At 64.5% G+C, this 25,189-nt stretch carries 19 protein-coding genes; 8 read left to right on the forward strand and 11 right to left on the reverse strand.

Features of this window, described 5'->3' with window-relative positions; all coding sequences use genetic code 11:
- Positions 1-34 precede the first annotated feature (34 nt).
- The 5 genes from AC3FLX_RS00945 to AC3FLX_RS00965 form a co-directional block, all read right to left on the reverse strand.
- Positions 35-679: a formate dehydrogenase subunit gamma gene (locus AC3FLX_RS00945; protein WP_488693124.1), complete on the reverse strand. Its 645-nt coding sequence runs from the start codon at positions 677-679 to the stop codon at positions 35-37.
- Positions 666-1,640: a formate dehydrogenase subunit beta gene (gene fdxH, locus AC3FLX_RS00950; RefSeq protein WP_488693125.1), complete on the reverse strand. Its 975-nt coding sequence runs from the start codon at positions 1,638-1,640 to the stop codon at positions 666-668. Before fdxH ends, AC3FLX_RS00945 begins: the two co-directional genes overlap by 14 nt.
- A gap of 10 nt (positions 1,641-1,650) precedes the next feature.
- A complete protein-coding gene (gene fdnG / locus AC3FLX_RS00955) occupies positions 1,651-4,719 on the reverse strand; it encodes a formate dehydrogenase-N subunit alpha (protein ID WP_488693126.1) in 3,069 nt (1,022 codons plus the stop codon).
- Positions 4,720-4,964: 245 nt separating this feature from the next.
- On the reverse strand, positions 4,965-5,114 hold the full coding sequence (locus AC3FLX_RS00960) for a hypothetical protein (protein WP_488693127.1): 150 nt from the start codon (positions 5,112-5,114) through the stop codon (positions 4,965-4,967).
- 20 nt (positions 5,115-5,134) lie between these two features.
- Complete coding sequence (locus AC3FLX_RS00965; protein ID WP_488693128.1) at positions 5,135-5,581, reverse strand: YiiX/YebB-like N1pC/P60 family cysteine hydrolase; 447 nt, start codon at positions 5,579-5,581, stop codon at positions 5,135-5,137.
- Between the two features lie 117 nt (positions 5,582-5,698).
- Here AC3FLX_RS00965 and AC3FLX_RS00970 point away from each other — a divergent pair, with 117 nt between their 5' ends.
- The 3 genes from AC3FLX_RS00970 to AC3FLX_RS00980 all read left to right on the forward strand — a co-directional run bounded on the left by AC3FLX_RS00970 (position 5,699) and on the right by AC3FLX_RS00980 (position 12,823).
- The gene (locus AC3FLX_RS00970) at positions 5,699-6,457 is read left to right on the forward strand and encodes a helix-turn-helix domain-containing protein (protein WP_488693129.1); all 759 of its coding nucleotides are present in this window, start codon (positions 5,699-5,701) and stop codon (positions 6,455-6,457) included.
- A 369-nt stretch (positions 6,458-6,826) separates the two neighbouring features.
- The gene (locus tag AC3FLX_RS00975) at positions 6,827-10,654 is read left to right on the forward strand and encodes a M48 family metallopeptidase (protein WP_488693130.1); all 3,828 of its coding nucleotides are present in this window, start codon (positions 6,827-6,829) and stop codon (positions 10,652-10,654) included.
- Between the two features lie 561 nt (positions 10,655-11,215).
- Positions 11,216-12,823 carry a hypothetical protein gene (locus tag AC3FLX_RS00980; protein WP_488693131.1) on the forward strand — a complete coding sequence of 536 codons (1,608 nt, stop codon included), beginning with the start codon at positions 11,216-11,218 and terminating at the stop codon, positions 12,821-12,823.
- A 108-nt stretch (positions 12,824-12,931) separates the two neighbouring features.
- Here the strand turns inward: AC3FLX_RS00980 and AC3FLX_RS00985 are convergent, their stop codons facing one another.
- Both AC3FLX_RS00985 and AC3FLX_RS00990 read right to left on the reverse strand, forming a co-directional pair.
- The gene (locus tag AC3FLX_RS00985; protein WP_488693674.1) at positions 12,932-13,621 is read right to left on the reverse strand and encodes an ABC transporter substrate-binding protein; all 690 of its coding nucleotides are present in this window, start codon (positions 13,619-13,621) and stop codon (positions 12,932-12,934) included.
- Positions 13,622-13,758: 137 nt separating this feature from the next.
- Positions 13,759-14,652: a metal-dependent hydrolase gene (locus AC3FLX_RS00990; protein WP_488693132.1), complete on the reverse strand. Its 894-nt coding sequence runs from the start codon at positions 14,650-14,652 to the stop codon at positions 13,759-13,761.
- Between the two features lie 334 nt (positions 14,653-14,986).
- Between AC3FLX_RS00990 and AC3FLX_RS00995 the strand changes: the two genes are divergently transcribed.
- Entirely contained in the window at positions 14,987-15,337 is a 351-nt protein-coding gene (locus tag AC3FLX_RS00995) for a mechanosensitive ion channel protein MscS (protein WP_488693133.1), read from the forward strand.
- A 62-nt stretch (positions 15,338-15,399) separates the two neighbouring features.
- Here the strand turns inward: AC3FLX_RS00995 and AC3FLX_RS01000 are convergent, their stop codons facing one another.
- Positions 15,400-15,621: a DUF3079 domain-containing protein gene (locus AC3FLX_RS01000; RefSeq protein ID WP_488693134.1), complete on the reverse strand. Its 222-nt coding sequence runs from the start codon at positions 15,619-15,621 to the stop codon at positions 15,400-15,402.
- Positions 15,622-15,887: 266 nt separating this feature from the next.
- Complete coding sequence (locus tag AC3FLX_RS01005; RefSeq protein WP_488693135.1) at positions 15,888-16,622, reverse strand: GntR family transcriptional regulator; 735 nt, start codon at positions 16,620-16,622, stop codon at positions 15,888-15,890.
- A gap of 133 nt (positions 16,623-16,755) precedes the next feature.
- On the opposite strand from AC3FLX_RS01005, the gene pcaB reads away from it, so the two are divergent.
- The 4 genes from pcaB (at position 16,756) to AC3FLX_RS01025 (ending at position 21,979) form a co-directional block, all read left to right on the forward strand.
- A complete protein-coding gene (gene pcaB / locus AC3FLX_RS01010) occupies positions 16,756-18,129 on the forward strand; it encodes a 3-carboxy-cis,cis-muconate cycloisomerase (protein ID WP_488693136.1) in 1,374 nt (457 codons plus the stop codon).
- A gap of 31 nt (positions 18,130-18,160) precedes the next feature.
- A complete protein-coding gene (locus AC3FLX_RS01015) occupies positions 18,161-19,540 on the forward strand; it encodes a cation:dicarboxylate symporter family transporter (RefSeq protein WP_488693137.1) in 1,380 nt (459 codons plus the stop codon).
- A gap of 68 nt (positions 19,541-19,608) precedes the next feature.
- The gene (locus AC3FLX_RS01020) at positions 19,609-20,577 is read left to right on the forward strand and encodes a tripartite tricarboxylate transporter substrate binding protein BugD (protein WP_488693138.1); all 969 of its coding nucleotides are present in this window, start codon (positions 19,609-19,611) and stop codon (positions 20,575-20,577) included.
- A gap of 4 nt (positions 20,578-20,581) precedes the next feature.
- Positions 20,582-21,979 carry a class II fumarate hydratase gene (locus AC3FLX_RS01025; RefSeq protein WP_488693139.1) on the forward strand — a complete coding sequence of 466 codons (1,398 nt, stop codon included), beginning with the start codon at positions 20,582-20,584 and terminating at the stop codon, positions 21,977-21,979.
- Here the strand turns inward: AC3FLX_RS01025 and AC3FLX_RS01030 are convergent.
- Together AC3FLX_RS01030 and AC3FLX_RS01035 are read right to left on the reverse strand one after the other, a co-directional pair.
- Complete coding sequence (locus AC3FLX_RS01030; RefSeq protein WP_488693140.1) at positions 21,976-22,869, reverse strand: DMT family transporter; 894 nt, start codon at positions 22,867-22,869, stop codon at positions 21,976-21,978. The genes AC3FLX_RS01025 and AC3FLX_RS01030 overlap by 4 nt on opposite strands.
- Positions 22,870-22,970: 101 nt before the next feature.
- A complete protein-coding gene (locus tag AC3FLX_RS01035) occupies positions 22,971-25,184 on the reverse strand; it encodes a xanthine dehydrogenase family protein molybdopterin-binding subunit (RefSeq protein WP_488693141.1) in 2,214 nt (737 codons plus the stop codon).
- Between the last annotated feature and the right edge of the window lie 5 nt (positions 25,185-25,189).

Genomic DNA, 25,189 nt, shown 5'->3' on the forward strand with positions numbered 1-25,189 from the left:
CCTTCGGCAAGCCGGCGTTGCTGCTCCAGCCCGCCTATTTGTCGCCCGGTTTGAAGTTCTCTCGGAACCAGGCGCGATGATGTTTCCACGCCCAGCCAGGCGTGACCGTCCCGCGCGTCATGGCCTGCACGGAACCCTTGACCCATACGGCTGCATAGATGTGCACAATGATGCCGCAAATCAGCAGGAAGGCGCAAACGGCGTGCACGACCGATGCCAGCCGTATCCCCCAGATCGGAAAGTACGCGGCAAACCACGCGCGCCAGATGACCAGCCCGCTGAGCAACAGCAGCAACAGGCACGCGACCATCAGGAAGAACAGCAGCTTCTGCCCGGCGTTGTAGCGGCCGACATCGGGCACGTTCTCCTCGTGGTTGCTCAGTACATCGCGGCTGTGGCGCAGCCATTCCCGATCGCTCCATGTCAGCAGGTTGTGGTGCCAGAATTTCAGCGCCAGGATGAGGAACGCCACGAACATCACCACGCCGATATACGGATGGAGGATGCGGGTCCACGTGCCGCCGCCGAACAGCGCACTGAGCCAGTACATCGACGGATGAAACAGTGCCAGCCCGGACAATGCCAGCAGCACGAACGTCATTGCCACGATCCAGTGGTTGGTGCGCTCGCCCGAGGTGTAGCGGCGGATGGTTGCCTCGCGTCGCTTATCGATTCTCATCGCGCATCTCCTCTGGCGGCGTCACTTCATCGGGGGTGCCGCGCGGCTTCGGGTTGTCGCGGCCCCAGCGCACGATCTCGTCTTCGGCAGCCGCCTCGTCCTCGGGGCCCGTTTCGTTCGGACCCACGCGAATGTAGTGGAAGAAGCCGGCAATCGCCGCAATCGCCATGCCGGCCACGGCCAGCGGCTTTGCAATGCCTTTCCACAGGCCGACCAAGGGACTGATGTGCGGGTCTTCGGGCAGGTTGTGATACAGGCCCGGCTGATCGGCGTGATGCAGAACGTACATCACATGCGTGCCGCCGACACCGGCCGGATCATAGAGACCGGCCTTTTCGAAGCCGCGCGATTTCAGGTCGACGATGCGCTCCTCGGCGTGCGCGATCATGTCGGTCTTGGTGCCGAACACGATGGCGCCCGTCGGGCATGTCTTCACGCAGGCCGGTTCCTGGCCCACCGCCACGCGGTCCGAGCACAGCGTGCATTTGTACGCCTTGTGGTCGGCCTTCGAGATACGCGGAATGTTGAACGGGCAGCCCGTGATGCAGTATCCGCAGCCGATGCAGTTTTCCTCGTGAAAGTCGACGATGCCGTTGGCGTACTGCACGATGGCGCCCGGCGAAGGGCACGCCTTCAGGCAGCCGGGGTCCTCGCAATGCATGCAGCCGTCCTTGCGGATCAGCCATTCGAGGTTGCCGTTCGGGTTTTCATACTCGGCAAACCGCATCAGCGTCCACGTATGCTCGTCCAGGTCCGCTGGATTGTCGTAGACGCCCACGTTGACGCCCACATCGCCGCGCAGATCGTTCCACTCCATGCACGCGGCCTGGCATGCCTTGCAGCCGATGCACTTGGTGGTGTCGATCAGCTTGGCCACGCTGCCGGTGATCGGCTGGCGCACACTCGGGGACGGCGTGGTGGTGGCCGAGCGGCGCACGATATCGAGAGACTGTAGTGCCATCGCTGCTCTCCTATGCCTTTTCGACCTTCACCATGAACGACTTGAACTCGGGCGTCTGCGTGTTGCCGTCGCCCACGAACGGCGTCAGCGTATTCGCCAGGAAGCCCGGCTTGGTCAGCCCGGTGAAGCCCCAGTGCAACGGTATGCCCACCATGTGCACGGTCTTGCCATCGATCTTGAACGGCTTGATCCGCTTGGTGACCAGTGCCACGGCCTTGATGTAGCCGCGTGTCGACGTCACCTTGACGCGGTCTCCCGCCTTCACGCCCACCTGTTTGGCCAGGTCCTCGCCGATTTCCACGAACTGTTCCGGCTGCAGCACCGCGTTGATGCGCGCATGCTTGGTCCAGTAGTGGAAGTGCTCGGTCAGCCGGTACGTGGTGGCGATCACCGGATAGGCATCGGGCTTGCCGAACTGCGCCCAGTCGTTCTTGAACACCCGCGCGGCGGGGTTGCTGACGACTTTGGAGTCCTTGCCATTGAGCGGGTTATAGCCGAGCGGGTTTTCAAACGGCTCATAGTGTTCGGGGAACGGCCCCTCCACCATATTCTGCCGCGCGAAGAATCGCGCCACGCCTTCCGCCTGCATGATGAACGGCCCCATCCCGTTGGCCGGATCTTCATCGAGCTTGAAGTCCGGCGTGTCGAAGCCGGTCCAGCTCTTGCCGTTCCACGCAATCAGTTTGCGTTCGGGATTGAACGGCTTGCCGTTCACGTCGCACGACGCGCGGTTGTACAGCACGCGGCGATTGGCCGGCCACGCCCACGACCAGTTCAGGTTCTGGCCGATGCCGGTGGGATCGGTGTTGTCGCGCTTGGCCATCTGGTTGCCGGCCTGCGTCCACGAACCGCAGTAGATCCAGCAGCCGCTCATGGTGCTGCCGTCGGCCTGCAACTCGCCAAAACTGTTGAGCTGCTCGCCGGCCTTGCGCACCACCTTGGTCGGGTCTTTCGGATCGACGAGGTCGGTCAGCGCGCGGCCCGAGTACTCCTTGGCCAGCTCTTCAGGCGTGGGCGAGTGCGGCACCGCATAGGGCCACCACAGGTTGACGATCGGATCGGGATACTTGCCGCCGTCCTTCTGGTACATCGCACGGATGCGCAGCCAGAGCGCGGACATGATCTCGATGTCGCTGCGCGCTTCGCCCGGCGGATCGGCGCCCTGCCAGTGCCATTGCAGCCAGCGCGACGAGTTCACCAGCGCGCCGTTTTCCTCGGCAAAGCAGGTCGTGGGCAGGCGGAAGACTTCGGTCTGGATCGACTTCGTGTCCACATCGTTCGACTCGCCGACATTGCGCCAGAACTCGCTGGTCTCGGTGGCCAGCGGATCCATGACGACCATGAACTTGAGCTGGCTCAGGCCCTTCAGCAGCTTGGCCTTGTTCGGCGCCGCCGCGAGCGGGTTGAAGCCCTGCAGGATGTAGCCATTGACGCGGCCGGCGTTCATCAGCTCGAACACCTGCAGCATGTCGTAGCCCTTGTCGAGCTTGGGCAGGTAGTCGAATGCCCAGTTGTTCTCCTTCGTGGCCGCGGGTCCCCACCATGCCTTCATCAGGCTCACGTGGAACTTGCCGTAGTTCTGCCAGTAGCTGAGCTGGTTGGGCCGCAACGGCTTGAACGCACGCGCCTCGATGTACTTGTCGTAGTCGACCTCGGAGTCGGCCGGCAGCGTCAGGTATCCAGGCAGCAGGTTCGTCATCAACCCCAGGTCGGTCAGGCCCTGGATGTTCGAATGGCCGCGCAGCGCGTTCATGCCGCCGCCGGCGATGCCGATATTGCCCAGCAGCAGTTGCACCATTGCGCCGGTGCGAATCATCTGCGAGCCGATCGAGTGCTGCGTCCAGCCCAGCGCGTACATGATCGTCATGGCGCGGGTCGGCGTGGCCGTCGAGGCCATCATCTCGCAGACCTTCAGGAACTTGTCCTGCGGCGTGCCGCATACGCGCTCCACCATCTCTGGCGTGTAGCGCGCGTAGTGCGCCTTCATGAGGTTGTAGACGCAGCGCGGGTGCGTGAGCGTGGGGTCGGTCTTCACATAGCCGTCGGCATCCTTCTCCCAGTCCCAGGTCTCCTTGAGGTAATAGCGCTTCTCGGCGTCGTAGCCGGAGAAGATGCCGTCCTTGAACTGATAGTCCTCGCGCACGATGAACGTGAAGTCGGTGTAGTTCTTCACGTATTCGTGCTGGATCTTGTCATTCTCCAACAGCCAGCGAATCACGCCGCCCAGGAACACGATGTCCGTGCCGGTACGGATCTGCACGTAATAGTCCGCTACGGACGCCGAGCGCGTGAAGCGCGGGTCCACCACGATCAACCGCGCCTTGTTATGCGCCTTGGCCTCGGTGACCCATTTGAATCCGCACGGGTGTGCCTCGGCGGCATTGCCGCCCATGATCAGTATTACGTTCGCGTTCTTGATGTCGACCCAATGGTTCGTCATCGCTCCACGGCCAAACGTCGGGGCAAGACCTGCCACCGTCGGGCCATGTCAGACACGCGCCTGGTTGTCGAACCCCAGCATGCCAAGACTGCGGATAGTCTTGTGCGTGATGTATCCCACCTCGTTGCTGCTCGCCGAAGCGGCCAGCATCGCGGTACTGAGCCAGCGGTTGACCGTCTGTCCCTGCTCGTTCTTCTCGATGAAGTTGGCGTCGCGGTCCTGCTTCATCAGCTTGGCGATGCGGTCCAGCGCGTCATCCCACGTGATGCGCTGCCACTTGTCCGATCCCGCGGCGCGGTATTCGGGGTATTGCAGGCGACTCGGGCTATGGATGAAGTCGATCAGGCCGGCGCCCTTGGGGCACAGCGTGCCGCGGTTGACCGGATGATCGGGATCGCCCTCGATATGGATGATGCTGGCTTTTGCGTTCTTGGCTTTGTCGCCGAGGCTGTACATCAGCAGGCCACATGCCACCGAACAATAAGGGCAGGTATTGCGGGTCTCCGTGGTGCGCGCGAGCTTGTACGCACGCACCTCCGCCAGTGCCGTATCGGGCGTGAACCCGATCAGCGCCAGGCTCGATCCCGCCAGCGACGCTCCCGTGAATTTCAGGAACTGTCGGCGGTTCATCGTAACCATGAGCACACCTCCTTGTACCGGAGCGCGGTGCCCGGTCATGGACTTTCTGCAGGGACAGGATTTGAGTATAGGCATTAGTGGCGTTTTCGCTATGTGCGCTGCGAATTTGTGATGACGGCGCTTGGCCAGGCTGCCGCATATGGCGAGCGGGGCGGTTTTCGCGCCGACATATGGCCGGCCATCCGCTTGTTTCAGGGCTACGCGCGGCGATGCTGCACCGCACACCGGCATTGCACCGCCGCCGGTCACGCCACCGTCCGACACTGCTCCGCTGCTTCAAGCACCATGCCGTCGAACACCAGTTTGAGCGCGGGGCTGCGCAGCAGGCTGGCGGGCGTGACCGTCTGGCGCTGCCAGGGAATACAGCCGAAGTACCACCAGCGCCAGAAGCCCAACGCGGCATCGGGCTGGCGCGTCAGCAGCTGCGGAAGCTTTCCACCTCGCCGATATCGATGCCGGTGCCCTCGGCCACGACTTCGCGCACAAAGCGCGAGCAGAATTGCCGGCGCGAATGCAGGTTGAAGCCGGTGTCGTACCAGATGCCGGTGCGGTCCCGCGCCGCCTGCACGATCCGGAGTTTCTGGGCCAGCGTCAGCGGCTGTTGCAATCGCGCAATCGCCAGGCGACCTTGCCCCGAGCGGGCAATGAAGCGCCGCAGCGTGGTGATCCGGCTCAGCGGGAACGTGCTTTCCGCGATCTGCACGTCGGCCCCGCTGGCGCCCACCACGATGCCGACGTGGTTGGTCCACGTACCCGTGGCGGCGGATACCTCAAGGAACGGGCGGGCCTGAACCTGAATGAACACGATATCGCCGGTCTGGATTTCCGCGGCAAGGCGGGTCACATCGGTATCGATCTGCATGGTGGCTAGTGGCGTGAAAGGAATGCCGCGCAGCTTGCCATTTCGTATCGAAGATCGCTCCTGTCTCGTGATATCGTCGCGCCAGCCTCTACCTAAAGTATCAATATCCGATACCAGATGACCATTCCGACGAACGAAGCCGCCCAGCTTGTGGCTGCCATCAAGCGCCAGCTCAAGTCGCAGGGCCTGACATACCGCGATGTCGCTGCCGCACTTGAGTTGTCCGAAGCCAGCATCAAGCGCTTGTTCTCCGGCGAGCGGTTCACGGTGGAGCGGCTGGTACGGATTGCCGCGTTGCTTGGGCTGACCCTGGCCGAGCTGGCGCAGGATGCCGCGGCGGCCCCGCCCCTCAGCGTCATGACGCGGGCGCAGGAGGCGGAACTCGTGGCCGACCGCAAGCTGCTGCTGGTTGCCGTCTGCGCGCTGAATCAATGGTCGGCGGACCAGATCGTCGGCAGTTATCGGCTGACACGCGCCGAATGCATCCAGCGGCTGCTGGTTCTCGATCGCATGGGATTGATCGCGCTTCTGCCGGGGGATCGCATCCGCCTGCGCGTGCGCAGGGATTTTCACTGGCTGGCGGATGGGCCCATCCGTGCCTACTTCATGAAGGAAGGGCTGAATGACTTCCTGGACTGTTCTTTCGACGGCACCGCGCAGACGCTTGAATTTGCCCATGCCATGCTGACGGCGCCCGCGATGGAGCAGCTACGCCAGGAGTTGCAGCGTCTGCGCGCACGGCTGGCCCTGCTGCACGAAGAATCCGCAAGCGCGCCGCTGGCGCAGCGGCACGGCGTGGGCCTGCTGCTGGCCGCGCGCGAATGGGAGCCGGCCGGATTTGCAGCGCTGCGGCGGACCTCGCCCATGCCGGCGTGAGCCGCGTCGGGCCAGTGTCAGCAACCGGGCTGGCTGTTGCGGTGCTACCAGTCAGTGGGGTCTGTACTTCCCGACGAAAGTAGTATGCTTTTGCCGCACCGCGGTGCCGATAGCCGTTCAATAACAATCAAATCGCTACAGGGTCGAAACATGGTTACTTATCAGCGCGCAACGCGCCATCGCCGGGGCGTTCCAGGTCCGGCGGGACTGCTGTCTTTCAGTCACGCCAGTTAAGCCAGTACCCAGGGCCGCCGTTGGTCTGAGCGGGTCCTGTTCGCGCATCATCCCGTCGCACTCCGATATTCCCAATCCCAGGGGATGGCAAGGCGTGTCCGCTCGCCGTGCCGTTTCCGCACGCTGATTGAGACCATGAATCTGATCTACCCTGACGGCCCCGCATCGGTGCCCAGAGATTTTGCTCGCCCCGGAAGTACCTATCAACGCAAGGCCTGGCTGGCGGTTGGCGTGCTGGCCCTGTTCATCGCGCTCTATCTGGGATTGACCGGCTGGTTCGTGACCACGGCCGTGTGGCGGTTCCAGGCACTGGGCAGCCATAGCGGGCCGCTTGAGTACATCATCTTCGCGTGCAGCATCTTCTTGAGCGTCTTCCTGATCAAGGCGCTGTTCTTCGTGAAGAAAGGCGCCGTGGGCAACGATGCCGTCGAGGTGAAGCGGGCGGATCAGCCGCAACTGTTCGCTTTTCTCGATCGCGTGGCCGATGAAGCGCGGGCGCCGCGTCCGCACAAGGTATTCCTGAGCCATCGCGTCAATGCGGCGGTCTTCTACGACCTGTCGCTGCTGAACCTGGTCTTTCCGTCGCGTAAGAATCTGGAGATCGGACTGGGTCTGGTCAACATGCTCAACCTGTCCGAATTCAAGGCCGTTTGCGCGCATGAGTTTGGACACTTCGCGCAGCGTTCGATGGCGGTGGGGCGCTGGGTCTACACCACGCAGCAGATTGCCAGCCACATCGTGGCCAAGCGCGACATGCTCGACGGCTGGCTCAATGCCCTGTCCAGTTTCGATGTGCGGCTTGCATGGATCGGCTGGATACTGCGATTGATCGTCTGGTCGCTACGGACCGTGGTCGATGCCGGCTTCCGTCTGGTTGTGATCGCGCAACGCGCCCTGTCACGAGAGATGGAGATGCAGGCGGATCTGGTGGCGGTGTCCGTGGCGGGCAGCGATGCCATCGTCCACGCGCTGCACCGTCTGCAGGTGGCCGATGACGCCTGGGAGCGCGCGTTGAATTTTGCGCGTACCGAGGCCAACGCCGGGCGTCCGCCGCGCGACATCTTCGCGCTCCAGCAGGCCATTGCCAGCCGCCTGAGCGTGGTGTTCAACAACCCCGAGTATGGCAATCGGCCCAATGTCCCGGAGGATGCACGGGCAGCCCATCGCGTGTTCAAGGCGCAAATGGCGCAGCCGCCGCGCATGTGGGCCACGCACCCGATGAATCATGAGCGCGAACAGAATGCCAAGCGCAACTACCTGTTTGCGCCAGAGGACGACCGCAGCGCCTGGGACTTGTTCGATGGTGCCCAGGCGCTGCGTGAACAGGCAACGCGCACGTTGGCCGGCGATGTCGAGCATGAACCCGTTGCCGTGGAAGACACGTTGCAGCGGGTGGACGATGTGTTCACACAGGAGCGCCTGAAGCCCGCTTATCGCGGGCTATACGTGAGTCTTTCGCCGACGCGCCATGCACGCACGGTGGATGCGCTCCATGAGCGCGTCGATGCAAGGCCCGTGGACGCCGAATCGCTGTATCCGCCATCGCTTGCCGACGATCTGGCGAGGTGGCAGACGCTGGAGCAGGAATACGCCCAGCTCTGCGCCCTGCGCGATGGCGCCTTTGTGGCTGCCGACGGGGTGATCCGCCATCGCGGAGAAATCATCCAGCGGGGGGACCTGGGCACGGCCATCGCCGAGGTCAAGGCCGATAGCGCGAAGGCCCGGGCGGTGCTGGAAGCAGCGCTGAAGCGTGTGCGCAGCGAACATCTGTCCATCGCCAGCGAGCTGAGTCCGGCATGGCACGCGCACCTGCTGGGCGCGCTCGGCGTGTTGCACTACGCGAATCACGCGGAAGCCGATCTGCGGGACGCCCACCGTGTGGTGCTGCACTGCCTGTATCGTGCGAACGCCAGGCGGTCTCCGCGCGCGGAAGATATCAAGGCTGTGAACCTGGCTGCTGACGCCACGCATCGCGCGCTGGAGCGCATCTTCCAGGATGCCGGCGCCGTGCGGCCGGACAGCCGCGTGCTGGCGGAATTCGAAGCCGAAAGCTGGGCTGCCGCGCTCGGCGAGCTGAAGCTAGACGCGCCATCCGCCAGTGACCTCAACCAGTGGCTCAGGTATGCGGATAGCTGGGTCACGCACACCTGCGCCGCGCTCGAATCGCTGGGACGGTTCACGTTGAACCGCCTGCTCGCCGACGAAGCCATGCTTGCGGCGGCGTCGCGCGGTGCCGCACTGGCGGAGGTGCCCGAGGGCGTTCCCACCGCACCGCGCGGCTACGACACGCTCGTGATAGGCGGGGAGCGTGAGCTGCAGAATGTCGAATCCAACCTGTGGGACCGCCTTCGCAATGCATCGGGGCCACTGCCCGGCGCGGGGCGCGCGGCAGTGGCGCTGTGCATTGTCGGTGGCGCGCTGATGGTGGGGGCCTCGGTCGATAGCACGCAGGTGGTCGTCTTTAACGACCTCGCGCAGCGCGTGGTGGTCACCATCGACGGCAAGCGAGTGGAAGTCCGGCCGGAATCGAAGGTCACGGTTGCCGTCAACGGCGGACGCGAAGTCAGTGTGTCGGCCACGACCGAGCGTGGTGAGCCGCTCGACGCGTTCCAGGGGCTGGTCCGCAGGCAGGACAGATTCGTGGTCTATACCGTGGCGGCGGCGGCACCGCTCCGCACATGGACCGCCGCGTATGGATCGGCGAAAGGGACAGCGCCAACACTGCTGCCACCGCAGCGCTGGCGCCAGGTCGCGGCGGACTACGTCTTCACGGAGCCGCCATCCAAGCTCCGGGCCACCGGCTCGGCGGTGCGCAACGTCGTGGATGCCGCCGATGAATGGGCGCCCTTGGATCGGGTGAATGGCCTGAAGGACAAGGACAGCGCGGTGGCGATGGTGATGGCCCACGTGCGCTACGACGCGCCAGACTCTCACAACCTCGAAGACTGGCTCAGCCTCGCTTCCTCCCTGCCGGGCTTCGAAGCGACGCTGGCAGAGCGGCTGGCGCGTTATCCCGAGGACGTCACGGGCCGCCGCTTCGAACAGGAGCTCGCAAGCGGTGCCGCGCGCGAAGCGGTTTGCGCGCGTCATCGCGCGTTGGCCGCGGCGGCGCCGGCCAATGGCGACCTGGCCTATCTGGCGATTCGCTGCATGCCGGAGGGACGCGAAAAGGAAAAGGCGTTCGAGGCGGCGCACCGGCAATGGCCGCGCTCGGCCTGGCTGGCCAATGCCATCGGATGGGATGCGATGGAGGCTGGCCGCTATCGCGATGCGGAAGTCGCACTCGCTTTGGCCATGCAGAACAATGACACGCTGCGGCAATCGCGTGCGGTGGACTATCTGCGCCTGGTGCGTCTGCGCGATCCTGGCAATGCGATGCTGCAACTCGAGATGCGGGAGCGCACGAATCCCGAGCTGCGCTGGCTGGCGATGTTCGAGCCGCGACATTCGCTGCCGGACGAAGGGGTGGACCGCGCCCTTGGGCTGCTGGCCAACGGCCGGCTCGACGAGGCCGTGAATCTGATGAATCAGATGCAAGGCTCACCGGGCGCCGCTTATATAACGCGCATGGCCGCCGCGTCGGATGGTGCGCCGGCATCGCTGCGCGCCAGCGCAAAGGCACTTGCCCCGGACGCTGGTATCAATTCCCGTTCGGTCTGGTTGGCCTTGGCCGACGGTGTCTCAACGGACACGCCCGGCGTCAGGGATCTGCTCGACGCCATGTCTACCCAGGCTGGCAGCACGGGTGGCGTGGCAAAGGTGCGTGCTTTCGTGAAGCTGGTGCGCAGCGGCAATGTCGATGGCGCGGAGCGTACGCTGGACGGACCGCTGCATCCGGTGCTGCGCGCGCAGGCGTATATGGCCGGTGTCTATGTGCTGGGCAACCGGGCACCGACAGCGTGGCGCCAGTTCGCGCAACGCGCACTGTTTGCGGCCGAACGGCCCTATCTGGCGGAGCAATAGGGGGATGGATCGCGGCTGAATCGCGGATGAATGAGGCGATGACTGGATTGTTGTGAATGGACTGCACAGCGGCACACTTCCTGTTTCCAGTCTTCGCCCACACCGCAATGGACCTAAGGCGCCAGCGCGCGCTATGTGGGCGCTCGCTATGCCGATACGTCCAGCCAGGCGCGGTGCCGAGCTTTACGGTCCTCGATACGGCGCCGTCATGCGCGTATCGAAGCAAATAGATCTGTCGTTGCGTGTCTGCAACCCGACCAACCGCTACTACGCCGACCCGGTGTCCAGCGATGGTTAGCAATGGCTGCCCGCACGCCCGCGCGCAGCCGAACGCTCCGCGATGTTGTATTTCCAGGTATCGATCTTGTATGGCAGAAATTACAAATTTGTCATATGTCAATGCCTCCGTGGGGGGTTATCCGGCGTTAAGTGGCTACTACACACTTCACGCCGCCTGGCGCTGGGTCAGAAGCCGTGCCAGTTTGTGCGTGCCAACAGGGAGACAAGGGTCGGAGCCCGGCGCGCATGAGATGAAAACCAACCATAGAAGAGACAACAGGGATGAAATCGAGACTTCTTTTGACGGGGCTGGTGGCAGCAGTGCTGACGGCTTGTGGCGGCGGCGGTGGCGATAGCGCGCCGGCAGTTACTACGACAAAGATCAGCGGCACGGCGGCAGTTGGTGCTGCGGTGCCCAACGCTACGGTCGTTGCCAAGTGCGTTTCGGGCAGCGGCTCGACGACGACGGCCACGAACGGTACGTTCACGGTCAGCATCGATAATGCCGTGCGTCCTTGCGTGCTGAGCGTACCGGCACCGGATGGCACCACGCTCCACTCGATCGTGGAAGCCGGCACCGGCACCACGCCCGTTGCCAACATCACGCCGCTGACGGAACTGGTTGCCGCGGCGCTGGCAAACGGTGATACCAATGCGTTCTTCGCCAACTTCGACGGCAATGCGCAGGCACGGCTGACGCCGGCCAATGTGGCTACCGCGCTCGCCGCCCTGGCAGCGGCGCTGAAGCCCGTCATCGATCTGTCCAACGTGGACCCGATCAAGGCGCAGCTCGTGGCCGCCAATGGCGCCAATGCCGGCAATGCGCTCGATCAGCTGCTGGATAAGCTTGGCGTGCAACTGAAAAAGGCCCAGACGACGCTCGCGCAACTGTCGGCGGCTGTAGGCGCCAACGCCGGCTCGTCGGCGATCCAGACCATTCTTAAGACGGCTTCGGCAACGTGTGCCGGCCTGCGGACTGGCGACTATCTGGCCGCAACGCCGATGGGCGTGATGACCGTGCAAATCGACGCCACGGCGCTGACCGTGAGCCAGAGCAATGGCCAGGGCGGCACGCTGAGCGTCCCGCTGACACCCATCTCGTCAGAGGCTTGCCGCTTCTCGACATCGGTTCAGGGTACGGTCTCGGACATCCAGGTTGCGCCGTCGGGCGTCGCGCTGGTGCGCAATGTGACCACCCAGGGCGGCGTCGCCGCGCTGCCTACCATGATCGTCCCGGCGCAGGCGCTGTCGCTGGCCGACCTGGCCGGTAGCTGGAACGCCCTTGGCTTCGAGTCCAATGGCGGAACCTACCTGCCGACGCGCACGAAGCTCACGTTCGGCACGGATGGCAAGGCAGTCGCCGGCGCCGACTGCACGGGCCTGGATAGCTGCACGGCCTGGGCAGCCAACGAACTGCCCGCGCTGACGGCGCAGCCCGGTGGCGGCTTTGCGCTGACCGACAGTAACGGTACGGCCTACGTGGCGGCATTCAAGGGCACGGACGGTCTGGTCACCGCGGTGATCTCGAACGCAAGCGGCCTGATCCTGGCCACGAAGCAGGCTGTTCGTCCGATGCCGGTGGTCGGCGCGAAGAACGCGTACTGGGATCTGACGGTCTTTGGCGATCTGACCGTCAACACCATTGCTGCCTCGACCGAAATCACCGCCGTCGACGCAGCAACCAGCACCTACTCGCGCAAGCGCAATGACGGCCGCACGGATACCTGGGTGCAGAACAAGCCTGTGGCCGGCCTGCGCTATCGTGGCCCGTCGAACGACATTACGGCCCGCGAAGCGCTTTCGCTGACGCTGGGCAACACTGGCGTCGGCGTGCTGATCAGCCTCGATACCCAGTCCTTGTTCTACGACATCTCCGTGAATCGCCCGTAGCCATAATGTTCCGGCGGCGCAAGCCGCCAGCAGCATTCGGCATGAAAGAACCCGCTTTGCAGCGGGTTCTTTTTTTTGACGAGATGGCGGGCGACGTCACGCGGCCGTTCAGGCCTTGCCGCCAGCCGGCGCCACACTTGCGCCTTCGATCTGATGCCGCCGCAGCGCAGCGGCGACAAAGCCCGATCCCTTCATCTCCTCGATGAACCCGCTCAGCCAGGCTTGTGCCGCCGTACGGCCCTTGGGGACGCCCATAGCCTGCTCGATCACCATGAAGCGGCCCGGCAGCAAGCGCACGCCGCCCACTCGCTTTGCATCGGCTTCCAGCTGCTGCCTGACGCCCGCTGCCACTTCCATCCGTTCCGCCAGAAACATGTCGGTCACCGCCGGCGATGTGGGCGCGCGTACCAGCGAGGCCTGCTTGAGTGCGCGCGTCAGGTACAGGTCATAGGCGCTGCCCTTGCCGACCACCACGCGCGTGCCGGGGCGGTCCACGTCCTCGTTGCGTTGCAGGGCGGAATCGCCGCGCACCAGATAGGCGCCCTCGATGATCACGTAGGGCGCCGTGTAGTCGATATCGGCGCCGCGCACGGGATCGATGGCTACAAACGCCAGGTCCACCTGCTTCGATTTGACCGCGTCGACCACGCTGCCGGCGGACTGGAACGCGATCAGGTCGGGCGTCAGTCCCAGCCGGCGTGCCGCTTCGCGCGCCAGATCGACCGATACGCCCTGCGGATCGCCATTGGCCGCGCGGCTGGCCAGGATGGGGTTGCCGAGGTTGATCGCCACGCGCATCCGGCCCGTGCTTGCGAGTTGCGCGCGCGCATCGGCATCGGGCGCGGCGGCGCGGGTGGCGCAACCTGTGAGCGTCAACGCAGTCGTGATGGGTGCGGCGATGCAGATCGCCCGCCGCCAATGATTGACCGGCGCCATCAGAAGTCCACCTTCTGTCCCGGCTCGGGCACGATCACCGCAGTGGTGGTTGCATTGCCGAGCGCCGCTTTCAGTTCCGCAGGTGTGCCGCGTGCTACCGGAGAGGTGCCATAGTGCATCGGAATCGCGTACTTCGGCTTGATGAAGTCGCGCAGCGCGATGGCCGCGTCCTGCGGTCCCATCGTGAAATGGCCGCCGATCGGGAGCATCACCAGATCGGGCTTGTAGCGGTCCGCCATCATGATCATGTCGCCGTACAGCGCGGTGTCGCCCATGTGCCAGATCTTGAAGCCGTTCTCCATTTCGATGATGTAACCCACCGGCTCGCCGCCGTAGTGCGTTTCATCCTTGCCGGTGGCGGGATTCTTCCAGACCAGCTCCGACGAATGCTCGGCGTGGACGGCCGTGATCTTCGGGCCGTTGGCGCCCAGCGGCGCAATGGTGCCACCCTTGCCAAAGCGCTGGACCTGACTGGCCGGCAGCAGCCCGAGCGTAATCAGTTGCTGGCCCAGACCGCCGGCATTCCAGACGGGCGCGTTGTTGAGCTTGGCCAGTTCGACGGCATCGCCGAGATGGTCTCCGTGTGCATGGGTCACCAGGATCATGTCGACCTTGCCCAGTGCGGAAAGCTGCTTGAACGCAGCGGGCGTCTTGGGATTGGCCGTCAACCACGGATCGATGACGATGACCTTGCCCCCCGGCGTGGTGATGCGCGTCGCGGACTGGCCCAGCCAGAGCACTTCGGTCTTGCCGGTAGCTACCGGCGCCTGCGGGGCGGCCGGCTGACCCGGTACGGGAGGATTCGAAACACTGCTGGCACAGGCGGTGAGCAGGGCCACCGCGCTGGCCAGCAACAGATGGCGTGCGCGCAAAGGTAGGCGGCGGGTGATCATGGGCGTCCCTCGTTGAAGTTGTATCGACATTGCCGAAACCGCACCGCTCCAGGGGGTATCTCGCGCAGGCACTGAGGCATTGCGAGGTGGAGTATTTGCATAACCGGGGGCGCTGTCAACCGGGTGTTCCCACGCAGGCACCGAGCGGACGCCGGGCGGAAGTTGTAACGCCAGATTCACCAAACGGCGCCGTGGCCGTGTGCGCAGGCCGCCGGGCAGGCGCCGAAGTCTCGCCGCATTTACATCTGCTCACCACGGCGTAACCCGCTGTAATCATTCGGCATCCATCATGCATTCCGTAGAGAGGCCATTGCGGCCCGACAAGGAGTGAAAGATGCGCAAGTCGATTCGTTACACCGGTATTGCTGTCCTGAGTGCCGCCATGCTGGTCGCGGGGACGGCCTCGGCCCATGACCGCTACCGTCACGGTGGCGGCGGATCTTCGGCGGGCGCCGCGATTGCGGTGGCCGCGGTGGCCGGCCTGGCGCTCGGCGCGCTGGTCGCCAGCAGTCAGCCGGTGGTGGCCGCCCCGGCACCGTATTACGCGCCGCCGCAGCCGGTCAGCTATGCCGCGCCGGCGGTGCCGCCCGGATATTGCTACGACAGTTATCGCGGTGGCTATGTGCCATGCGGCCGCCCGGCGCCGGTGCAATACGCGCCGCCGTCGTCGTACTACGGCTATTGATGTTTCGGGGTCGGTGATGGCCCCGTGTTGAGGATGTCCGAAACGGGAGCGCGGACGACGCGCTAACCGGTCACGACTTGCAGGCGGATGGTGGGGGCAGCGGTGTCTTCGACTTCGATGCCCCAGTCGCCGTGTTCGTACCAGTCATCGCCGAGTAGTTCGGCCGGGTGCTGCGTGCGGCTGGAGCCGTTACCGCAGCCCAGTGAGTCGACCGGGCAATATTTGTCGCAGCCCCAGCAGATGCGCTCGGGGTGCTTTGGATGAAGTGGAAATTTCTTGGCCATGTGCGATGCGCCGGCGTGCGGGGTGACGCCAACGCAATCGATGGTAGTCCGTTCATGGCGGGAATTTGGTGATTTTGCTATTCGCTTTGCGCGGAATCAAAAGCGACTTCACGAAGTGGAATTCGCGCCCGCGCCACGTCACATCCATCATCGCAGGCCGCATTGCCACCGGCAGTTGCACGCGCTAGTCACACACCCTTCAGTGCTTCAATGAGAAAGCGGGCCATACCGGCCCGCTTTTTCGTTGCCTTCCGCGCGCATTCGCCTCAGCCCGTCGACCGCTTCAGCCGCATGGATACCGCAAAGCTGTCGGCCGGGTGCACGGTTACCGAGACTTCGACCGTTTCGCCTTCGTCGTCGATATATCGCCGCAGGATCTTGAGCACCGAAGCGCCCGGTTCAAGGTGCAGCGCGTCCGCGATACGTGCGTCGGTGAGCGTTGACGCGCGTACTTCCTGCTCGATCTCGGCGATGTGTTTTGCGTACAGGCTTTCCAGCAGCGAACTCACCAGCATGCCCGGAGGCCGGCGCACGGCGTCGGCGATATCGGTGAAGGCCGGGTCGATATAGATGTCGGTCCAGGCGATTGGCGCCGTGCTGCCGGCATCGCCCATCCGCACCGTCGAAATGCGCAGGCGTCGGGTCTGCTCCGCGCACCCGATGTCCTTGGCTGCGTTGCCAGTCACGGCCACGGTTTCCACCGACTGCACCACGCGGCGATGTTCCTCGCTGAACTGCATCAGATCTTCCACCGACGCCAGCGTGGGACGAAACGCCGCGCGCGGCCGTGAAGCCTCCACCCGTGTGCCCACGTTCTTGCGGCGCGATACCAGCCCCAGATCCTGCAACTCCTGCAGCACGGCGCGAATCGTGTAGCGGCTGGCCTGGAACTGCTCGCACAGCTCGAATTCGGTAGGCAGCAGCGCCCCTACCGGATAGCGGCCGGTGGTGATCCCGTCCAGCAACTGGCGGGTGATTTCAGCGGAATTGGTTCTGCTCATACAAGCCTGATGCACCACGACTTTTTTGCATGGCGCGGGTTAACCCTGATTTTCTTAATATGTTCGAACATATTTAATGAGCGATATGTTCGAACATATTAAGACTCCTGTCTGATCGCCACAAGGTAGCACCATGACCCCGATTTCCATTCCCGCCGCCAGTACCGTTGTCGATTCCGCGCTGTTCCGCGATGCCTTTGGCACGAAGAAGATGCGGCAGATCTTTTCCGATGGCGCGCTTGTTCAGCGTTACATCGATGTCGAAGTGGCCCTGGCCCGCGCCGAAGCGCGCGTGGGCGTGATTCCGGCCGAAGCGGCGGACGTCATCGCCCGCGAGTCCCGGATCGAGCGCATCGACTTCGATCACATGCGCGACGAAACCGACATTGTCGGCTATCCGATCCTGCCGCTGGTCCACCAGCTCGTGAAAATGTGCGGCGAAGCGGGCCGCTATGTGCATTGGGGTGCCACCACACAGGACATCATGGACACCGCCGTCGCGCTGCAGGTGCGCGATGCGCTGGACAGCATCGACGCCGACATCCGTGAGTTGCGCGCCATTCTGGCCGACCTCAGCGTCAAGTACCGCGACACGCCGATGGCCGGGCGTACCCACTTGCAGCAGGCGCTGCCGGTGACGTTCGGCTACAAGACCGCAATCTGGCTGGCCATGTTCGACCGCCATCAGCAGCGCATTGCCGAACTGCGCCCGCGCGTGGCCGTGGTGGAGTTTGCCGGCGCGGCCGGCACGCTGGCATCGCTGGGCGACAAGGGCTTTGAAGTCCAGCAGGCGCTGGCGCAAGAGCTGGGCCTGGGCGTGCCCGCCACCACATGGCACGTGGCGCGTGACGGTTTTGCCGAAGCGGTGAACCTGCTTGCGCTGGTCACCGGATCGCTGGGCAAGATCGCGCTCGACATCATGATCATGGCGTCGACCGAGTTTGCCGAAGTCTATGAACCGTTCGTGAAAGGGCGCGGCGCCAGCAGCACGATGCCGCAGAAGCGCAACCCGATTTCCAGCGAGCTGATGCTGGCCGCGTCGAAGGCCGTGCGCCAGCACGCCGGGTTGATGGTCGACGCGATGGTGCAGGACTTTGAGCGCGCCACCGGCCCGTGGCATGCCGAGTGGATCGCCATCCCCGAGAGCTTCATCCTGACTTCCGGCGCACTGCACCAGGCCAAGTTCGCGCTGGGCGGGCTGATCGTCGACACCGGCCGCATGCAACACAACCTGGGCATTTCCAGGGGCCTGATCGTGGCGGAGGCCGTGATGATGCGCATGGCGCCGCATATCGGCCGCCAGCAGGCGCACGACGTGGTCTATGACGCGTGCCGCACGGTGAACGAAGCCGGTGGCATGCTGGCCGAAGCGCTGCTCGCCCTGCCCGAAGTCACGAAGCACTTTGATCGCGCCGCCATCGAGCAGATGGTCGACCCGGCCAACTACCTCGGCCTGGCGCCGCAGATGGTGGACCGCGCCATCGCATTGTCCAAGGAAGTAGCCTGAGGCCGCGCGGCCCTGGGTGGAGGAAGACACCATGCAGCACACATCCATACAAACACCCGCCGCACCGCCGGCACCGAAGCACCTGCCCTGGTACCGCAAGCTCGGCATGCAGGTGCTGGTCGCGCTGATCCTCGGCATCGTGGTCGGGTTCGCACTGCCGCAGTTCGCCTCGAAGCTGAAGCTGCTGGGCGACATGTTCCTGTCGTTGATCAAGGCCGGCGTGGCGCCGCTGGTCTTTCTGACCATCGTCCACGGCATTGCGTCGGCGGGCGACGTAAAGAGCGCGGGCCGCGTGGGCTGGCGGTCGATCGTCTATTTCGAGGTCATCTCCACGATTGCACTGGTCGTCGGCATGCTCGCGGGGAACCTGCTCGAAATCGGCAAGGGCATGAGCCACGTGACGGGCAGCGCCGCGGTGCCGGCAGCCAAGGCCGCCGCACCGCAGGGCTTTCTCGAATTCATGATGCATATCGTGCCGGACAATTTCGTCGGTGCGTTTGCCAAGGGCGAGCTGCTACAGGTGGTGGTGCTGGCCGTGATGGTCGGCATCGGCATCCTGGCCATTCCCGAGGCACGCCGCGAGAAGGTCAACGCCGGTCTCGACATGATTTTCGAGGTGCTGTTTTCGTTCATCAACCTCGTGATGAAGCTCGCTCCGATCGGCACGTTTGGCGCGGTGGCCTATTCGGTGGGCAGCAACGGTTCCGCCGTGCTGATCGCGCTGGCGCAACTGGTGCTGAGTTTCTACGCCGTGGTGATCCTGTTCGTTGCCGTGGTGCTTGGCATCGTGGCAAAGCTGGCCGGCTTCAGCCTGTGGCGCTTCCTGCGATACATCAAGGATGAAATCCTGATCGTGCTGGGCACCGCATCGTCGGAGAGCGCGCTGCCACGACTGCTGATCAAGCTGCAGCGCCTGGGCTGCGCCAAGCAGACCGTCGGGCTGGTGTTGCCCACGGGCTATGCGTTCAACCTCGATGGCACGTCGATCTTCATGGCGATGGGCGTGATGTTCATCTCCCACGCCTATGGCGTGCCGCTGTCGCTCGATCATCAACTGGGCATCCTCGTGCTGATGCTGTTGACGTCAAAGGGCGCCGCCACGGTGTCGGGCGGATCGTTCGTGGTATTCGCCGCGACCGTGACGTCCACCGGCGTGCTGCCGGTGGAAGGGCTGGCCGTGATCTTCGGCGTCTACCGTTTCCTGTCGATGGCCATTTCCACGTGCAACACGATTGGCAACAGCGTGGCGACGGTCGTGGTGGCCAAGTGGTCGGGCACGTTCGATGCCGAAACCGCGAAGCGTCACCTGTATCCGGAGCGGTATCCGGATCAGGCACTGGCCGATGAAGCGGCCGACAACCCGGCGGTGCAGGCGAACGAGGCAATGAAACTGCGCACGTCGGCAACGTGACAGGCGGACGCTGCTGACCCTGACCACACCAGAACAAGATCCAAAACAAGATCCAATCCGGAGACAACATGAAACCCATCTTCGCCGTGGCCCTGGCCGCGCTACTCACCACGTCGGCCCACGCCCAGAACTATCCATCCCGGCCCATCACCTGGATTGTTCCGTTCGCGGCCGGCGGCCCTACTGACGCGCTGGCGCGCACCATCGCGGACCGCGTGTCGCGTGAAGTCGGCCAGTCGATCATCATCGACAACTCGCCGGGCGCGGGCGGCACGATCGGCGCCGCCAAGGCCGCGCGTGCGCAGCCAGACGGTTACACGATGCTGGTGGGCCATATGGGTTACATGGGCGCCGCGCCGGCGCTGTACAAGAAGCTGGCCTACGACCCGGTCAAGGACTTTGCGCCGGTGTTCCGCTTTCCCGATACGCCAATGGTGCTGATGGTGCGCAAGGACCATCCCGCGCGCGACGTGCGCGAGTTCGTCGACTACGGCAGGAAGAATCCGGGCAAGCTCAACATCAGCAATGCGGGGATGGGTTCCACGTCGCACCTGGTAGCGGCGATGTTTGCGGCGTCGGCCGGTATCAAGGTGTCGCTGGTGCCGTACAAGGGCGCCGGCCCGGCGCTGATCGACGTGATCGGCGGTCAGGTCGACGGGATGTTCGACCAGACCAATACCGCGCTGCCGCAGATCACCGAATCGAAGGTTCGTCCGCTGGCAGTGACGTCGGCCGTGCGTGTGCCGCAACTGAAGGATGTGCCGACGCTGGCGGAAACCGTGCTACCCGGCTTCGAGGCCGCTACGTGGTACGGCATCTACGCACCCAAAGGCACGCCGCAAGCGGTGGTCGACAAGATGCAGCAGGCCTACCTGAAGGTGATGACCGACAAGGATTTCACGTCGAAGATGGCCGCGCAGGCCATCCAGATGCTGCCGCCGGATCAGTACTCGGCCAGCGCACTGGGCAAGCATACGGCTTCCGAAGTGGCGCGCTGGAAGGGGCTAGCGGCCAAGGCCAATATCACGCTGGATTGAATCGATGCACGACATTCGGATAGAGCATGATGCGTTCGGACCGGTGGAGATACCCGCCGACCGGTATTGGGGTGCGCAGACGCAGCGCGCGCTGGCGGTATTCGACATTGGCGACGAGTGCTTTCCACCGGCGCTGGTCCACGCATTCGGCGTTCACAAAATGGCGGCGGCGCGGGCCAATCTGCGCTGCGGCGTGCTGGAGCCTGCCATCGCGGACGCCATTGTCGAGGCGGCCACCGAAGTTCGGGATGGCGTACTCGACGCGCATTTCCCGCTCACGATCTGGCAGACCGGTTCCGGCACGCAGACCAACATGAATGCCAACGAGGTGATCGCCAACCGCGCCAATCTGCGGCTGGGACAGCCTCTGGGAACCAGAAGCCCGGTGCATCCGAACGATCACGTCAACGCATCGCAATCGTCGAACGACAGCTTTCCGTCGGTCATGCATATCACGGCGGTCCTGGAACTGGAGGCGAAGCTGCTGCCGGCGCTGACGGTATTGCGCGACAGCCTGCAGGAGCGCGCCACCGCGTTCGCGGACATCCTGAAGCTCGCCCGCACACATCTGATGGATGCGGTGCCGATGCGGCTCGGCCAGGCATTCGACGCCTTCACGCTACAGGTCGACCATGCGCTGGCCCGCGTGCAGTCCGTGATGCCGCGCCTGCTGGTATTGCCCCAGGGCGGCACGGCGGCCGGCACGGGCCTCAACGCGCCGGTGGGCTTTGACACCGCATTCTGCGAAGAAGTTAGCCGGCTGACCGGCCAGGCGTTCCGCGCCAGCCCGTGCAAGGTCGAAGGCATGGCCGCGCACGATGCACTGCTTGAACTATCGGGCGTGCTCAATGTGATCGCGGTGTCGTTCATCAAGATCGCCAACGACCTGCGCTGGATGAGTTCCGGGCCCAACTGCGGCATTGGCGAACTGGTGATGCCCGAGGATGGCCTGACGTCGTCGATCATGCCCGGCAAGCGCAATCCGACGATTGCCGAAGTGATGGTGCAGGCCGGCATGCAGGTGGCCGGCAATCATGTGACGGTCACGATGGCGGGTGCGTCCGGAAACTTCGAATTGAATGTGGCCAAGCCGGTGCTGATCCATAACGTGCTGCAATCGATTCGCCTGCTGGCTGACAGCGCGCGCGTTGTCGCGCAACGCGTGGTGCCCGGACTGGAACCCGAGCGCGAGCGGTTGACCCGCCAATTGCAAAGCCCGCTGCTGGCGGCGACGGCTCTGAACCCGGTGCTGGGCTACGACAAGGCCGCGGCCATCACGCGCTATGCGCGCGATCACCAGACCTCACCGCGCGCCGCGGCGATCGCGCTGGGTTTGTTGAGTGGCGAGGAATACGACCGGCTCGTGGATCTGCCGCGCATGGCGCGCGGCGGATGCGCCTAGCGCCGCCGCATCACCAGATAGAGGCCGGCTGCCGCGATGGCCATGCCCGGCCACGCCATCGGCGGCAGCGATTCGCCGAGCAGAACGAACGCGATCACGGCCGTCACCGGCGGCACCAGGAAGAACAAGGCCGACACGCGCGACGCCTCGCCGTGCCGGATCATCGCGAGCAGCAGCGTGATGGCAATCAGCGAGTTGCCGATGACCAGATAGGCCAGCGACCCGAACAGTCCCGCCGTCCACTGCACGTGCATCGGTTCCAGCAGCCATGCCAGCGGCGCGGTGACCACCAACGCCACCGCGTATTGCACCGTGTTGGCCAGCACCGGTTGCACTGGCGCGCCGAAGCGCTTTTCCCAGAGCGTGCCGGCGGTCATCGCTAGAAGGGCCAGCACCGCGAACATCAGCCCCAGCGCGGAACTCATCTGGACCGACGATTTGGCGGTGATGACCAGCGCGGCGCCGGTCACGCCAAGCGCCAGCCCGGCCCAGCGAACGCGGTCCACGCGCTCTCCGGCGATGATCGGTGCCAGCAGGCCGATCAGGATCGGTTGCTGCGACGTGACGAGCGCCACCGCGCCGGCGGACATGCCGAGTTTCAGGCTCAGGTAAGTGAACGCGAAGTACCCGGCCTGGATCAGCAGGCCGATCATCGCCAGATGCAGCCACGGAGCGATGCCGCGCGGCATCGCCGGGCGCAGCCACAGGCACGGACCAATCAGCAGGGCCACCACGCACGCATAACGCAGCGCGAGGAATGTCAGTGGATCGGCGTACTGCAGCCCGAGCTTGAGAAAAACGAAACCGCAGGACCACAGCAGCAGGAACAGCGCGGGGGCCAGGCGCAGCCAGAGCGGTGTGGCTGGCGCCTGCAATGTGCTTTCGGACATGGACGCGGCCGTCTTGGCGGAGTCAGGGGATCAGGGCGAAACGATAGCACCGCTTCGCCCGCCGCGTATCCGCTCATTGATGGTGCCTCCGGGGCACCCGGTCACGCCATCAGTTTTTCCTTCACGATCGGCAGATCTCGAATCCGCTTGCCCGTGGCGTGGTACACCGCATTGGCCACCGCGGCGGCAAAGCCGGTGATGCCGATCTCGCCAATCCCGCGCGCGCCGAACTCGTTGAATTCGAGATCGGGATGGTCGAGCAGTATCACGTCGATCTGCGGCTGGTCGGCGTGCACCGGCATCGCATACTCGGCGTAGTTGTTGTTGCCCGGCATGCCGTTGCGCTCGTCGTACTCGGTGGCTTCGAACAGCGCCATGCCGATGCCCATCACGATTGCGCCTTCCACCTGGTTGCGTGCCGTCACCGGATTGATGACGCGGCCCACGTCGATGGCGCTCACCACCCTCGACACGCGCAACCGGGAGATGCCTGGGTCCCAGCGCACCTCCACGAAATGCGCGCCAAAGGACATGAACGACATCTTGTCCAGATTCGGTGCGCCGCCCGTGCTCCCGAATCCCTCGGCGGCGGCAAAGCGCTGCTTGCTCAGCACGGCGGCGTAGTCGACGCTGCGCTTGCCATCGGTCAGCTTCCCGTTCTGCAGTGTCAGCGCCTCCGGCTTTGCTCCGGCGAATTCGCCGCCTTCGCCGGTGGCAAATGTTCGCAGTTGCGCGATGGCGTTGCGCGTGGCTTGGGCCACGGCCGGCAGCACGCTGGCCGTGGCCCACGAACCGCCGGCCACGGGCGCGGCCGGGAACGACGAGTCGCCGAGCTTGACCTCGATTTTCTCGAATGGCAGTCCGGTCAGCTCGCTGACGGTCTGCGCGACGATCGTGTACATGCCCGTGCCGATGTCCTGGATCGCGCAGGTCACGGACGCCGTGCCGTCACCGCGCAGGAACACGCGCGCTTCGGACGGCGTGCGCCAGGCATCCCAGTTGCACACCGCCAGGCCGTAGCCAATGATCTCGGTGCCTTCGGTCATCGAACCGGGACGCGGATCGCGCTTGTCCCAGCCGAACTTGCGCCCGCCCATCTCGATGGCTTCGCGCAGATGATTGCTGGACCACGGCAGGTTCGTGCTTTCGTCGCGCGTGGAGATGTTGTCCAGCCGGAATTGCAGCGGGTCTTTCTTGCAGGCCAGCGCCAGTTCGTCGATGGCGGATTCCAGCGCGAACAGTCCCGGTGCCGCGCCGGGGGCACGCATCGAGGTCGGCGCGCCACGGTGCACATTGGTGGTGTGATGCGTGACCGTGACGTTGGGGCACGAGTACAGGCTCTGCGTCATGCCACCGCAGTTTTCCAGATACTGCTCGACAAACGACGTGGTGTTGACGGACTCATGCCTGATCGACGTGATCTTGCCATCCGCACCGGCCGACAGGCGCATATGCTGGCGCGTTTCCGGACGATGGCCCGTGGTGGTGAACATGAAGGCGCGCGGCACGACGAACTTCACGGGCCGCCCCGTTACCCGCGCCGCGGCACTGGCCGCGACCGAATGCGGCCACATGAACAGTTTTGATCCGAAGCCCGAACCGATGAACGGGCAATCGACGGTGACACGCTCGGGGGTCAGCCCGAAGACCTGCGCGATCGTGTTGCGATGCACTGTCGCGCCCTGCGTGGCTTCGTAGAGATGCAGTTCGCCGCCTTCCCACCACGCCACCGTGGCGTGCATCTCCATCGGGTTGTGCGTTTCCACGGGCGTACGGTAGACGGCATCGAGCCTGTGCGGCGACTGCTCGAACACAGGGTCCGACGTGCCGCGTGCATAGACGCTGCCAGCCTCCCGCAGACCGTTCGCCTTGATGCCGTGCTCCAGGTCCGTCACGGCTTTGCCTGCGTTGTACGAAACCTTGACGCGGTACGCGGCCTCGCGTGCGTGCTCGAAGGTGTCGGCAATCACCAGCGCGACCATCTGGCCGCCATAGTGGATGGTGTCGTCCTCGAATGGCAGGCGATGCTCGTCGGTGATCGATGCCGTCAGGATCGTCGCGCCGGAGATCGGACTCTTCGGCGTTTTGTACAGGCGCGGAAAATTGCCGCTGTGCAGGATGTCGACCACGCCCGGCACGCGGCGCGCGTCCGCCTGGTCGATGCCCGTGACACGTCCGCTGGCTACGGTGCTGTAGACCCCGTAGGCGTACAGCATGCCCGGCATGGTCCGGTCGGCGGTATAGAGGGCGGCGCCGGTCACCTTGAGCCGGCCATCGATGCGGCGCGGTGACGCGCCGATAGCAGTGCTGTTCACGCGGA

Source organism: Cupriavidus sp. 291-E7 (genome assembly GCF_057798835.1).